This window comes from Arthrobacter sp. SPT-J7 (assembly GCF_059089965.1).
Genome location: NZ_JBNHFF010000013.1, coordinates 13,122 through 25,708, shown reverse-complemented (window position 1 = coordinate 25,708; position 12,587 = coordinate 13,122). Strand labels below are relative to the sequence as shown.

General features: G+C 65.7%; 10 protein-coding genes. 7 read left to right on the top strand and 3 right to left on the bottom strand.

The genetic code is table 11. The annotated features are described in order from the left end of the window. Positions 1–231 precede the first annotated feature (231 nt). The 4 genes from AC5RWX_RS17170 to AC5RWX_RS17155 all read left to right on the top strand — a co-directional run bounded on the left by AC5RWX_RS17170 (position 232) and on the right by AC5RWX_RS17155 (position 5,485). The gene (locus tag AC5RWX_RS17170; protein WP_493940357.1) at positions 232–1,215 is read left to right on the top strand and encodes a proteasome assembly chaperone family protein; all 984 of its coding nucleotides are present in this window, start codon (positions 232–234) and stop codon (positions 1,213–1,215) included. 34 nt (positions 1,216–1,249) lie between these two features. Next, positions 1,250–2,605 (top strand): MFS transporter, encoded by a 1,356-nt coding sequence (locus AC5RWX_RS17165; RefSeq protein WP_493957890.1) that lies wholly within the window; start codon positions 1,250–1,252, stop codon positions 2,603–2,605. 96 nt (positions 2,606–2,701) lie between these two features. Further along, a complete protein-coding gene (locus tag AC5RWX_RS17160) occupies positions 2,702–3,964 on the top strand; it encodes a DUF4192 family protein (RefSeq protein WP_494097631.1) in 1,263 nt (420 codons plus the stop codon). 249 nt (positions 3,965–4,213) lie between these two features. Further along, entirely contained in the window at positions 4,214–5,485 is a 1,272-nt protein-coding gene (locus AC5RWX_RS17155; protein ID WP_493940360.1) for an RNA polymerase sigma factor, read from the top strand. Between the two features lie 245 nt (positions 5,486–5,730). On the opposite strand, the gene AC5RWX_RS17150 is transcribed toward AC5RWX_RS17155, so the two are convergent. Then, on the bottom strand, positions 5,731–5,952 hold the full coding sequence (locus AC5RWX_RS17150) for a DUF7455 domain-containing protein (RefSeq protein ID WP_493940361.1): 222 nt from the start codon (positions 5,950–5,952) through the stop codon (positions 5,731–5,733). 251 nt (positions 5,953–6,203) lie between these two features. Between AC5RWX_RS17150 and AC5RWX_RS17145 the strand changes: the two genes are divergently transcribed. Next, positions 6,204–8,315 carry a DNA gyrase/topoisomerase IV subunit B gene (locus AC5RWX_RS17145; RefSeq protein ID WP_493940362.1) on the top strand — a complete coding sequence of 704 codons (2,112 nt, stop codon included), beginning with the start codon at positions 6,204–6,206 and terminating at the stop codon, positions 8,313–8,315. On the opposite strand, the gene AC5RWX_RS17140 is transcribed toward AC5RWX_RS17145, so the two are convergent. Together AC5RWX_RS17140 and AC5RWX_RS17135 are read right to left on the bottom strand one after the other, a co-directional pair. Next, positions 8,312–9,289, bottom strand: coding sequence for a M56 family metallopeptidase (locus AC5RWX_RS17140; protein WP_493940363.1), 978 nt, complete (start codon positions 9,287–9,289; stop codon positions 8,312–8,314). The two genes, AC5RWX_RS17145 and AC5RWX_RS17140, sit on opposite strands and share 4 nt — an antisense overlap. 6 nt (positions 9,290–9,295) lie before the next feature. Then, positions 9,296–9,685 (bottom strand): BlaI/MecI/CopY family transcriptional regulator, encoded by a 390-nt coding sequence (locus AC5RWX_RS17135; RefSeq protein WP_493940364.1) that lies wholly within the window; start codon positions 9,683–9,685, stop codon positions 9,296–9,298. Positions 9,686–9,870: 185 nt separating this feature from the next. Between AC5RWX_RS17135 and AC5RWX_RS17130 the strand changes: the two genes are divergently transcribed. Continuing rightward, on the top strand, positions 9,871–11,499 hold the full coding sequence (locus AC5RWX_RS17130; RefSeq protein ID WP_493940365.1) for a cytochrome ubiquinol oxidase subunit I: 1,629 nt from the start codon (positions 9,871–9,873) through the stop codon (positions 11,497–11,499). A 28-nt stretch (positions 11,500–11,527) separates the two neighbouring features. Next, positions 11,528–12,547: a cytochrome d ubiquinol oxidase subunit II gene (gene cydB / locus AC5RWX_RS17125; RefSeq protein WP_493940366.1), complete on the top strand. Its 1,020-nt coding sequence runs from the start codon at positions 11,528–11,530 to the stop codon at positions 12,545–12,547. The last annotated feature ends 40 nt before the right edge of the window (positions 12,548–12,587 follow it).

Genomic DNA, 12,587 nt, shown 5'->3' with positions numbered 1-12,587 from the left:
GCGCGGAACGGGTGTGGCCGTCGCTCACCGGTTGCATACCGTTGTGTTTACAGTAGTTCCAGCAGAAAAAACCCAACCGGGCATTCGCCGGAACCAGGGCCTGCACCTGTCGATCGTAGTCTCTCCCGCTCAGATGCGCTGTTTCGCACGCCCTGCCGCGGTCCGCAGCCGCGGAATTTTTCCGCGCGTCCGGGCGCTGAACATGACAGAGGGCCACGCACGGCAGGGAAGATGATGCCGGAGGAGGAGGGAACATTGTTGGATCCACGGTCGCTGGTGTCGACCAACGCCGAGTTGTTCGATTCACCCGCGCTGCGCGGGCTTGACCTCATCATGGGGTTCACCGGGGCAGCCGAAGCAGGTCACGTGGTGGAGCAGATCAGCGACGAATTGCTCGATGAGCTCGATGCCCAGCTGGTTGCTGCCTTCGACGCCGACCAGCTGGTGGACTACCGCAGCAGGCGGCCCAAAATCACGTTCGCGGGGGATCACTTCACTGACTACGAAGCACCTGCCATCGAGCTCTACCGGCTGGTTGACGGGCTCGGCACGCCGTTCTTGTTGTTGACCGGCCCGGAACCCGACTACCAGTGGGACCGTTTTTCCGGTGCTGTCGTCTGGCTGGCGAACCGGCTCCAGACGCGTTTGGTCGCGTGGGTCCAGTCGTTGCCGATGCCGGTGCCGCACACCCGGCCGATTGGCGTCACTGTGCACGGCTCGCGGCAGGATCTCATTAACGGCATCACCACCTGGAAGCCGCAGGCGGAATTGCAGGCGGGCATCGGCCCGCTGCTGGAAGTGAGGCTGGCCGAGGCCGGCCGGGACGTCGTCGGCTATTCCATCCATGTGCCGCACTACCTGGCCGACGCGCAGTACCCGCCTGCCGCCGTCGCCGCCTTGGAGTATGTTGGCGCCGCTACCTCGCTGATGCTGCCGACCGACCGGCTGCGCGAGAACGGGCGCGACATCGAGGGGCAGATTGACCGGCAGGTACAGGACTCCGCCGAGGTCCAGCGCGTCGTCGGCCACCTCGAAGAGCGCTACGACGAATACGCCGGGCACGAAGAGCGACGGTCCCTGCTGGTTAAGGACAACGAAGAGCTTCCAGACGCCGATGAACTCGGCGCCGCGGTAGAAGCGTTCCTTGCCACGCAACCTGCGGTCGACAGCGACGGAGGCAAGGGGCCTTCCGCCAAGCCCGGACCCTCCGATTAGTCCTGCGCCGCGGGCAGCGGGCAATAATGGAGGCATGGATTCGCGGCGTGCATGGTGGGTGTGGGGCAGCGGAATCTTCGCCTATCTGGTCGCGATCACCCAGCGCACCTCTTTCGGAGTAGCCGGCCTGCAGGCGACCGAGCGCTTCGACGCCACTGCCGCCGCCCTGTCGACCTTCACCGTGGTCCAGCTGGTGGTGTACGCGGGACTGCAAATCCCCGTCGGCCTCATGGTGGACAAGTACGGTCCTCGGGTGATGGTGGCCGGGGGCGCCCTGCTGATGCTCGGCGGGCAAACCGCACTGGCCTTTGCATCGTCCGTTCCGGAAGGGCTGGTAGGCCGCATTCTCGTGGGAGCCGGCGACGCCATGACCTTTGTGTCCGTGCTGAGGCTGTTGCCCAGCTGGTTTAGCGCGAAGCGCATTCCGCTGCTGACCCAGCTGACGGGCCAGCTGGGCCAGATCGGCCAACTGCTCAGCGTCATCCCTTTCGTGGCGATCCTGAATCTTGCGGGATGGACGCGGGCATTCCTCTCCGTTGCCGCGCTGTCCGCAATTGCCTTCGTGCTGGCGCTTGCCGTGGTCCGCAACGAGCCGGCTCAACAGAAGAAGCCGTTGCCGCCGACGCTGCGCCAGACCGGGGCATCGCTGGCCGATGCCTGGCGGGAACCGGGCACCAGGCTGGGGCTGTGGACCCATTTCACGGTCCAGTTCCCCGCCAACGTGTTCATGCTGATGTGGGGCTATCCGTTCCTCGTCTCCGCCCAAGGCCTTACGCCGGCCGCGGCTTCGGTGCTGATGACGGCAGCGGTGCTAACGTCCTTCATTGCAGGTCCGCTGCTGGGCGGCTGGGTGGGCCGGCATCCCTTGAGACGCTCCACGATGGTCCTGTTGATCATTGCAACAATGTCGGCAGCCTGGCTGTGTGTGCTGCTCTATCCCGGCCCTGCGCCGTTCTGGCTGCTTCTGCTGCTGGTGATGGCGGTATCCATCGGAGGCCCGGGGTCCATGATCGGCTTCGATTTTGCGCGGACGTTCAATCCGCTCAGCCGTGCCGGCACGGCAACCGGCATCGTGAACGTCGGGGGTTTCATCTCCGCGTTGCTGGTGATGTTCGGCATGGGCGTTGTGCTGGACGCGTTGCTGGCCAGCGGATTTTCGCAGGGCGAGTTGTATGCGCTGGACTCGTTCAAGCTGGCCTTCAGCCTCCAGTTCGTCTTCCTGATCGGCGGCACGCTGGCGATTCTGGCGGTGCGCCAACGCGTGCGGACGCGGATGTCCCACGGAGGTATCACTGTGCCGCCGCTGCGGGATGCGCTGGCACGGGAGCGGCGCAGGCGGCGCGAGCGGATTCAGGAACGCCGGGGGAGCGGCGGAAGCCGGCGCGGCTGACAACCTTCCCTCCACACGGCCTTCTGCGGGCGTGCTTGTCCACAGGAGCGATCCGTTGCCTAGCAGCCGCGGCCGCGGGGGCGGCAAGCTCCTGCCATGGAGAAGAAGAAGTTCACGGCCCGCCAGCCCGTCGACGTCCTGGGCTTCGTGCCGCACACGCTCGGCTTCTTGCCGTCCGACAGCCTGGTGTTATTGTCCCTCTCCGGCGGCCGCCTCGGTGCGACCCTGCGTCTGGACCTTCCCGGAAATGGGGACACCTGCCATCTGGAGCTGTTCGCCGAGACCGCGGCCGACTATCTGCGCTCCGACGAGGGCGCCGACTCCTCGCTGCTCATCCTCTACACCGACCACGCGTGGCGCACCCCTGACCGGCCGCCACGTGCCGAACTTGTGGCCGCCCTCGGCCGTTCCTTAGGTGCTGTTGGGCTGCCGGTCCGCGGCGGCTGGACGGTCGGCACCGAGCTTTGGCGGGAGCTCTACTGCAGCGACACCTCCTGCTGCCCGCTGCCCGGGCGCCCGGTGTCGCAGATCCGGGACAGCGCCTTGAACACGGAACTTGTCTACAACGGCAGTAGGTATGCCGCGTCGGCGGCGGCCGCCGCAGCCGGTCCTGCACCGGCAGCTTCCCGCGGGGAACACCCAGCTGCCGGGTCCGTTGGAGATGACGGAGAAACGGCATCCGGTGCCTCATCATCCCCGGCGCCCCTTCCGCCGGCCATCCAGCGGGAGGCAGACCAACTGGCCGAGGGCCTTGCCGGAAGCTGGACCCAGCCGTCTTTCTTCTTCGCGACGCTACGCCAGTGGGAGCATTGCCTGGCTGCCAACCAGGCGGGAACCATGACCGCCCCTGCACAAGCCTTCCTGCTCGCGAGCCTGACTGACACTGCAGTTAGGGACGCCATCGCCATCTTCGCGTGCAACGGACTGGAGACCGCTTTCCTGTGGGCGAGTGCGGCAGGCCTGCTCAGCGACCCGGATCCGCGTGCGGATACGGCGATGGAGTGTGAGCCGCTGCCGACGACCGACGAGGCAGCGCGGAACTGGTCGAAAATCCTGGTCGGTGATTCGTCCCAGGCTCCGGACTGGGAGCGCGTGGATGCCACTGCGCACTTGCTGGCACAACTGCACACGGTGGGCGCCGGCCGCTCCCGCGCCGCTGCCGGTACGCTGCACGCCTGGATTGAATGGGCGCGGGGCCGTGGCTCCCATGCCTATCAGCGCGCCGAGGCGTGCCTGGGCGAACACCCCGGATATCGGCTCGCCGAGCTGGTCCGGGAACTCGCGGGCAGCGGAATGCTGCCGATGTGGGCACGCCGGCGCGAGACGGCTTGGCCCGGCCCCAGGCATCTGACCGCTTAGCCGGCACGCAAGCGGCGTCAAATCCGGTTCTTCCGGCAGCCTGAATCGTGAGACAATGGGAACCGAGACCCGGTTGGGTTCGTGTTTCAAACAGCAGTACTTCCTTCGGGGAATACTGCAGCCGCGGAGCAGGTTATGCCATGCAGACCCTGCGCCCGTGACTTGGTTTGAAATCAAACACGGACTTGACAGGGTCATAGTGGTGTTGCCCGCAGGTAGCGTCACAGACCGCCGTACGAAAGGTTCTCTGTGTCACCGGACAAGAAGACTGTTGCAGCTCCCGACGAGGAGACTGCTGCCTCCGCTCCGAAGAAGTCCGCGACTGCCAAGCGCACCGGCGCCCAGTCAGCGGCAGCGGCAGAAGCCGCTCCCAAGCGGCGCGGCCGAAAGCCGGGTGCTGCCGCCAAGAAGGATGCGAACACTGCCGAGCCGGCCACGGAAGAAGTCGACGAAGATCCGGACGTCGAGCCGGAACCCGCGGACGAGGATGTCGAAGCGACCGAGGAAGCCAACGGCAAGAAGGGCAAGGAAGGCGAAACCGGTTCCGGCTTCGTTTACTCCGACGCTGACGACGACGACGCCCCGGCCCAGCAAGTAGTCTCCGCCGGCGCCACCGCGGACCCCGTCAAGGACTACCTCAAGCAAATCGGCAAGGTCGCCCTGCTCAACGCTGAGCAGGAAGTGGACCTCGCGCTGCGGATCGAGGCCGGTCTCTTCGCCGAAGAGAAGCTGGCCAAGGACGACGGCACCATGGAAACGCGGTTGCGCCGCGACCTGGAGCAGATTGTCCACGACGGCAAGCGAGCCAAGAACCACCTGCTCGAAGCCAACCTCCGCCTGGTGGTCTCGCTGGCCAAGCGCTACACCGGCCGCGGCATGCTGTTCCTGGACCTGATCCAGGAAGGCAACCTGGGTCTCATCCGTGCGGTCGAGAAGTTCGACTACACCAAGGGCTTCAAGTTCTCCACCTATGCAACCTGGTGGATCCGGCAGGCCATCACCCGCGCGATGGCGGACCAGGCCCGCACCATCCGCATCCCGGTGCACATGGTGGAAGTCATCAACAAGTTGGCCCGCGTGCAGCGCCAAATGCTGCAGGACCTGGGCCGCGAGCCTACGCCTGAAGAGCTGGCCAAAGAACTGGACATGACCCCCGAAAAGGTCGTTGAGGTCCAGAAGTACGGCCGCGAGCCGATCTCGCTGCACACGCCGCTGGGCGAGGACGGCGATTCGGAGTTCGGCGACCTGATCGAAGACTCCGAAGCTGTGGTTCCCGCCGACGCGGTCAGCTTCACCTTGCTCCAGGAGCAGCTCCACTCCGTGCTGGATACGCTGTCCGAGCGCGAAGCCGGCGTGGTGGCCATGCGCTTCGGCCTCACCGACGGTCAGCCGAAGACTTTAGACGAAATCGGCAAGGTCTACGGCGTCACGCGTGAGCGCATCCGCCAGATCGAATCGAAGACCATGTCCAAGCTGCGGCACCCGTCGCGGTCGCAGGTACTCCGCGACTACCTGGACTGATCCCAGCGTCAGCAGCAGGGCCGGCTCCCCGGGAGGGGGACCGGCCCTGTTGCCGTTTAAGCATCTGCAATGACGCAGCAGCACAAGCCGCGAGGCGGTTAAGGGCAACGGACTCGTCCGCCGGACACGGCGACCGGAAACAGCGAAGGGCGCCGTTCCCCCTTCGGGGAACGACGCCCTTCAAACGTGGCTACCGGTCAGGCCATGCCGCGGTGAGGCTGCGCCGGCAGTTCTTCCGGCCGGGCTTATTCGGCGCTGGCGCCGGCCTTTTCGGTCAGCCGGCCGGTCTCGTCCTGCCACTCCGAGGCTTTCGCGCGAAGCTGCGGCTCGTGCTGCCGGGCGTGGTGCCCGCAGAAGAGGAGCTCGCCGCCGGAGGAGGCCAGGACCACCCGTACATAGGCTTGGGCGCCACACCGGTCGCAACGGTCCATTGCGGTCAGTTCACGGGGGGCTACTGCAGTTGTCATGATGACCTCCTTACGAGTGCGTCTATCCATACAACCATCCGAACCCCGCAAAACTTCGCATCTTTAGGTCACTTTCGCTCACCGCGTATCACATGTGGGTAACAGCAGGGAGCTGCGTCACATGCAGCTGCACGGTTCGGCGCGGTGCACAAGCGCGTCGGCAAAGGGGATTAGCCTAGTAACGGTCCGTTATTCGCGGCGGGCCGCGGCCAGGAACCGCAGTTCTGTCTTGCCAAGGAGCACCTGTACACGTGGCGCCAACGAAGTCTGAGTACACAGCACGCCATCTTTCCGTTCTGGAGGGGCTGGAAGCCGTCCGCAAACGGCCGGGCATGTACATCGGTTCAACCGACTCCCGCGGTTTGATGCACTGCCTCTGGGAAATCATCGACAACTCGGTGGACGAGGCCCTCGCAGGCTACGGACAGAGCATCAAGATCACGCTGCACCCGGATGGGGCGGTGGAAATCCACGACGACGGCCGCGGCATCCCGGTCGACGTGGAGCCGAAGACCGGTCTGAGCGGCGTTGAAGTGGTGTTCACCAAGCTGCATGCCGGCGGCAAGTTCGGCGGCGGCTCCTACACCGCCTCCGGCGGCCTGCACGGCGTGGGCGCCAGCGTGGTCAATGCGCTGTCCTCCCGGCTGGACGTCCAGGTGGACCGCGGCGGCAAGACCTACCAAATGTCCTTCCGGCGCGGCGAGCCGGGTAAATTCATCGACCCGGCCAAAGGCCCGAGCCCGGAGTCCACCTTCGAACCGTTCGTCACCGGGTCAAAGCTGGAGGTAGTGGGCACCGCCAAACGCGGTGTGACCGGCACCCGCATCCGGTATTGGGGCGACCGGCAGATCTTCACGCCGGACGCCAAGTTCTCCTACGAAGAACTGCAGAACCGGGCCCGGCAGACCTCCTTCCTGGTTCCCGGGCTGAAGATCACGCTGCGCGACGAGCGCAGGCTGCCCGGCACCCCTGGCGAAGACGGTCCGTTCGAAGAGGTGTTCCACCACGACGGCGGGATCGCCGAGTTCGTCGAATACCTCGCGAATGACAGCGCCGTCACGGATGTCTGGCGCTTCCACGGTTCGGGCAAGTTCAAGGAAACTGTCCCGGTACTCGATGAGAACGGACACAGCAAAATCGCTGAGGTCGACCGCGACTGCGAGGTGGACGTGGCCCTGCGTTGGGGCATCGGCTATGACACCACGGTCCGGTCGTTCGTGAACATCATTGCTACACCCAAGGGCGGCACGCACCAGAGCGGCTTCGAACAGGCGCTGCTGAAGACCTTCCGCAAGGTGATCGAGGCCAACGCCCGCAAGCTCAAGGCGGGCAACGACAAGATCGAGAAGGATGACGTTTTCGCGGGCCTGACCGCGGTGCTCACCGTCCGTCTGGCCGAGCCGCAGTTCGAAGGCCAGACCAAGGAAATCCTGGGCACCTCGGCCGTCCGGGCCATCGTGTCCCGCGTGGTGGAGAAGGAGCTGGCAGCGAAGCTGGGCTCATCGAACCGCGGGGACAAAGCGCAGTCCGCGCTGCTCTTGGAGAAAATTGTCAGCGAGATGAAATCCCGCATCTCCGCCCGCGTCCACAAGGAGACACAGCGGCGGAAGAATGCGCTGGAGACCTCCACCATGCCGGCCAAGCTGATCGACTGCCGCACCAACGAGGTCGAACGGTCCGAGCTGTTCATCGTCGAGGGCGACAGCGCCCTGGGCACCGCCCGGCTGGCTCGTTCCTCCGACCACCAGGCGCTGTTGCCGATCCGCGGCAAGATCCTCAACGTGCAGAAGGCCTCGGTGGGCGACATGCTGTCCAATGCCGAATGCGCCGCGATCATCCAGGTGGTGGGGGCCGGGTCCGGCCGCAGTTTCCAGTTGGATGCCGCCCGCTACGGCAAGATCGTCCTGATGACCGACGCCGACGTCGACGGCGCGCACATCCGCACGCTGCTATTGACGCTCTTCTTCCGCTACATGCGGCCCCTGGTGGACGCCGGCCGGGTCTACGCCGCGGTGCCACCGCTGCACCGGGTGGAGATCATCAACGCCGGTTCCAAGCCCAACGAGGTGGTCTACACCTATTCGGAGAACGAGCTGCACAAGCTGCTTGCCACCTTGGAACAGGACGGCAGGAAGTACAAGGAGCCGATCCAGCGCTACAAGGGGCTGGGCGAGATGGACGCCGACCAATTGGCCGAAACCACCATGGAACCGAGGCACCGCACGCTGCGCCGGGTGCGGATCGAGGACGCTGAAGCGGCCGAACGGTCCTTCGACCTGTTGATGGGATCGGATGTGGCGCCGCGCAAGGAGTTCATCGTGGCCGGAGCCTCCATGCTGGACCGTGAACGGATCGACGCCTAAGACGCCAGGCCCGGCGCTACCAGCAGCACGGTCGGCACCGCCAGCAACAGTGCCGACCCCAGCAGCACCGCCGATTGCGCGGCGCGGCCGAGGGCCGGAACGGGGGAGAGCAGCCGCCGCAGCCGGTGTGCCGTGACAAAGGTTTCCGTTTCGGCCGCGCCGAGCAATGCCTTGGCAGGGTCGCCGACGCCAGGGGCAACAGCCGGTGCCCCCGCCTCTGGCCGCTCTCCCGCGGCGACGACGGCGATCGCCCGGACGAGCGTCTCACGGTCCGAGGTCTTCAACGCGTGGTCGTCCGCGAGCATCTCGGTCAGTTCGTTCACGGCCGTCCTGGCCAGCTTCGACGTGGGGAGCCACGGCAGGGCTGACCGCCAGGCGGCGAAGGCCCACAAAAGCAGGTCGTGGCGCTGGTCCAGATGTGCCTTCTCGTGCGTCATCACAGCCTGCAGCTCGTCGGGGGAGAGCAACTCAAGCAGTCCGTTCGAAAGCACCGTGACTGATCCGCCGCCGCCTGGCAGGCAATAGGCGACCGGTGCCGGATGGTTGATCACCAGGGTCCGTGGGGAGTCTTCGGACGGGGAACTGAGCAAGTTGAGCAGGTCGCGGTGCCGGCCGCGCTGTTTGCGGATTTTGTAGTAGGTCAGCAGCAAAGTGAAGACCAAATGGACCGTCAGCAGCAGGGCCGCGCTCAGCGCGAACACGTGAATCAGGTCCAGTCCGGCATCAGGACTGTTGTCCAGCAGCAGGCCGGTCAGGCCACGAAGGCCCTGCAGCAGGTTTTCCCCCAGCGGTTCCAACCCCCACGTCAGCATGGCGCCGATCATGGACAACCCGCCGGCCAAGGCGATGGCCTGCCACAGCACCAGCGCTGTCTCCGGGCTGCGGGCAGTCCAGCGCGCCCGCGAGAGCAGGATGGGGGCCGGCCAGGCCAAAATCACCGCCAGAGCGGCCAGCAGGTAGGAGGCCAGGAACATTCGGTGTTAGTCGGAGGAGAGGATCTTGCGCAGCGCTTCGGCCTCTTGCTCAGTGACAGTGCCGATGAAGCGGGCGAGCACGGCCTCGCGGTCCGGCGCCGAGCCCAGGACTTCGTGCATCAGCTCCACGGTGTGCTCTTCGCGGCTGGTGACGGCCCGGTAGCGGTGCGGGCGGATGTCCCGGCCGCGCTGGACCAGTCCCTTTTTCTCCAACCGGGACAGCACTGTCAGAACCGTCGTGACGGCGAGTTCCTTGCCGTCCGCTCCGTCGGCGGTGGCCTGTGCCAGCAAGTCGCGCAGTTCGTTGGCCGTCAACCCGGTTGCTTCAGGATCGGCGGCGTTCTGGGACCACAGCACGTCCATGACTGCCCGTTCCAGATCTCCGAGAGTAGCCATATGGTTCCTTTTCGTCTCTTAACGTCGAATCAACGGTTGCGATGCTTTCCCGCGACCGTGCTCTTGGTCTCTAATTTACCGTCTTTCCGGCAAATGTTCTACAGTACGTAGAAGATTAAGTTCTACGTGATGTAGAAAAGGGTTCCGGTTCCACCGGGAACCACGTCGGTCCGGGAGGCAACGGGTTGGAAGCACTCGAAATCGCGCGGTGGCAGTTCGGCATCACCACCGTCTACCACTTCCTGATGGTGCCGTTGACCATTGGCCTGGGGCTGCTGGTCGCGATCATGCACACGGCTTGGTACCGCACCGGCAAGGACCAGTACCTGCGGATGACCAAGTTCTGGGGCAAGCTGTTCTTGATCAACTTCATCATGGGCGTGGCCACCGGCCTGGTCCAGGAGTTCCAGTTCGGTATGGCCTGGAGCGAGTACAGCCGCTTCGTCGGCGACGTCTTCGGCGCCCCGCTGGCGATGGAAGCCCTGCTGGCGTTCTTTGTGGAATCCATCTTCCTGGGCCTGTGGATTTTCGGCTGGGGCCGGCTGCCCAAGGCCATCCACCTGCTCAGCATCTGGTGTGCCTCGCTGGCCACCGTCGCCTCGGCCTATTTCATTCTGGCCGCAAACTCTTGGATGCAGCACCCGGTCGGCGTCGAAATGATCGATGGCCGCCCCGTCATGGTGGATGTCTGGGCCGTGCTGACGAACAACACCCTGCTGGTGGCCTTCCCGCACACGATCTTCGGCGCACTCTCGGTGGCCGGCGGCTTCCTGCTGGGCATCAGCTGGTACCACCTGTGGAAGCGCCGCCGCGACGGCATCGATACCGTCGGTGCGGACGGCCGCGTGGTGGTCGGTTCGGACCCCTCCCGCGGCCGGGATGCGGCGGACCACAAGGTCTGGCTCCGCTCGCTGCGGATCGGCGCGGTCGTCGCGCTGGTCTCCTTTGCCGGAGTCTCCCTCAGCGGCGACCTGCAGGCCAAGCTGATGTTCCAGCAGCAGCCCATGAAGATGGCCGCTGCCGAGGCCGCCTGCCACGACGGCACCGGCTTCTCCATCCTCTCGGTGGGCAACCTCGGCTCCAAGGACTGCGACGACATGGTGGCCGTGGTGGAGCTGCCGGGACTGCTGTCCTTCATGGCCAACGGCGACTTCAACACGGAGATCCGCGGCATCAACAGCCTGCTGCCGGAGTACCAGGAACGTTTTGGCACGCACCTGCCGGACAACCCGATTTACGGCGAGCGCGCCGGCACGGAGATTGACTACGTGCCGGTCATGGAAGTCACCTACTGGGGCTTCCGCATCATGATCACCTTCGGCATGCTGGCCGCGGCGGCCGCCGCCGTCGCCCTGTGGGTGGTGCGCAAGGGCACCGTACCGGAGTCAAAGTGGCTGATGCGGCTGGCCGTGTTCGGCATCTTGGCTCCCTTCGGTGCGAACTCCGCCGGCTGGATCTTCACCGAAATGGGCCGCCAGCCGTTCGTCGTCGCGCCCAACCCGGACCCCGACGGCATCGACAACGTCTTCATGTTCACCGCCGCCGCGGTCTCGCCCGGGGTCTCGCTGGGGGAGCTGATCTTCTCGCTGAGTGCCTTCACGCTGGTCTACGGCACGTTGCTGGTGGTGGAAGTGAAGCTGCTTGCCAGCTACTGCCGCGGCGGTGTGCCGGCGGCAATGCCTGAACTGCTGCACGCAGCGTCCGCGGACGGCGCGGAGAAGGACGACGACGGCGGCCCGGACGGCGGCGGGAACGGCACCGGCGGCCGGGGCAAGGACGGCGGCGCTGATGACGTGCTCGCCTTCGCCTACTGACTGGCCCACGGAACGATAAGAGGACTACATGGAAACCCTGCCCACTGTCTGGTTCATCGTCATCGCCTTCTTCTGGACCGGCTACCTGTTCCTGGAAGGATTCGACCTCGGCGTCGGCATGATGATGCGCGGCTTCGCGCGGAACAACACGGAACGCCGCGTGCTGCTGAACACCATCGGCCCGGTCTGGGACGGCAACGAAGTCTGGCTCATCACCGCCGGGGCCGCCACCTTTGCAGCCTTCCCGCAGTGGTATGCCGCACTGTTCTCCGGCCTCTACCTCCCCCTGGTGCTGGTCCTGCTGGCCCTGATCTTCCGCGCTGTCGGCATTGAATACCGCGGCAAGGTGAACACCGACCGCTGGCGCGCCGGCTGGGACTGGGCGATCGCCCTGGGCTCCCTGGTCGCGGCGTTCGGCGTCGGCGCGATGCTGGGGCTGACCACCACCGGGCTGCCGCTGAACGCCAACGGCGACCGGGTGGGCGGAGCGTTCGCCTGGTTCAACGGCTATGCCGTGCTCGGCGGGCTGGCCGTGGTGGGCTTTTGCCTGGTCCACGCGGCTGCGTTCCTGGCGCTGAAGACCGACGGCGAGATCCGGCTGCGGGCCAAGAAGCAAGTCCTGCGCTGGCTGCCGCTAGGGCTGCTGCCGATGGCCGCCTGGGCTGCGGCACTGGTGCTGAGCAACGGCAAGGCAGTCACCGTGGTGACGCTGCTGGTAGCCGCTTTGGGCGCGGTGGCCGCCTGGCTGCTGGCCAAGGCCGGCAGGGACGGGCTCTCCTTCGCAGGGCTCGGCACCTTCTTGGTCGCCGGGACGGTGACAATCTTCACCGCGGTGTTCCCCACCGTGCTGCCCTCCACCCTTGACGAAGCCTTCAGCCTGACGGTGGAATCCGCCTCGTCGTCGGATTACACCCTCGGCGTGATGAGCGTGGTGGCGCTGTTCGGCATCCCGGCCGTGCTGGTCTATCAGGGCTACACCTACTGGGTGTTCCGCAAACGGGTGAGCTCCTCCGACATCCCCGCTGCACACTCCGTTGTGGCCCAGTGAGCGCAAGTCCAGTGAAGCAAACACGTGAAGGAAGCCCAGA